This window comes from Aquitalea palustris, assembly GCF_003693445.1.
In the GTDB taxonomy this organism is placed as follows: domain Bacteria; phylum Pseudomonadota; class Gammaproteobacteria; order Burkholderiales; family Chromobacteriaceae; genus Aquitalea; species Aquitalea palustris.
Map to the genome: position 1 here is coordinate 1 of NZ_RFAR01000157.1, position 412 is coordinate 412.

2 protein-coding genes are annotated in these 412 nt (G+C 47.3%); both read left to right on the forward strand.

Annotated features, from left to right (window positions below):
- Positions 1–187 (forward strand): hypothetical protein (locus EAY64_RS20745; protein WP_233566526.1); only part of this gene is annotated, 187 nt, incomplete at its 5' end.
- Positions 188–221: 34 nt separating this feature from the next.
- The coding region (locus tag EAY64_RS20750; protein WP_233566527.1) for a hypothetical protein at positions 222–412 on the forward strand (191 nt) is incomplete at its 3' end.

The window sequence follows — 412 nt, forward strand, 5'->3', positions numbered from 1 at the left end:
AGGCTTGCTAGCTCATCTGCATGACTGTCCTGACCAGACAGATAAAATGCCCGCCCTGACCAGGTGGGCATTTTTATTTGCCGGATTCAACTGGCTTATTATCCATTGCGACAAAATGCCACATTCAAAAATGGCCACCATGCCATTACACTGTTCACACCTCAAACAAACTTCAAACATTTGTTGAGAGCCGCCTCCCCCGGGGCGGCTTTTTTTATTGCGTGATGGTTTTTATCGTGCTTGCGGCAATATGTCGCAGCCACGCAGCGCTTGAGTGGCCGGCTGTTTACTGCCTTGCGACATTTGGTCGCATTTATCAATATCCATTTGTATGGCATGGTTTTGTCCGCCGTCTGTCATTTAAGAGAATTGCGATGAAAGACAAAAAGAAATACCGCCGGGATATTGCCTG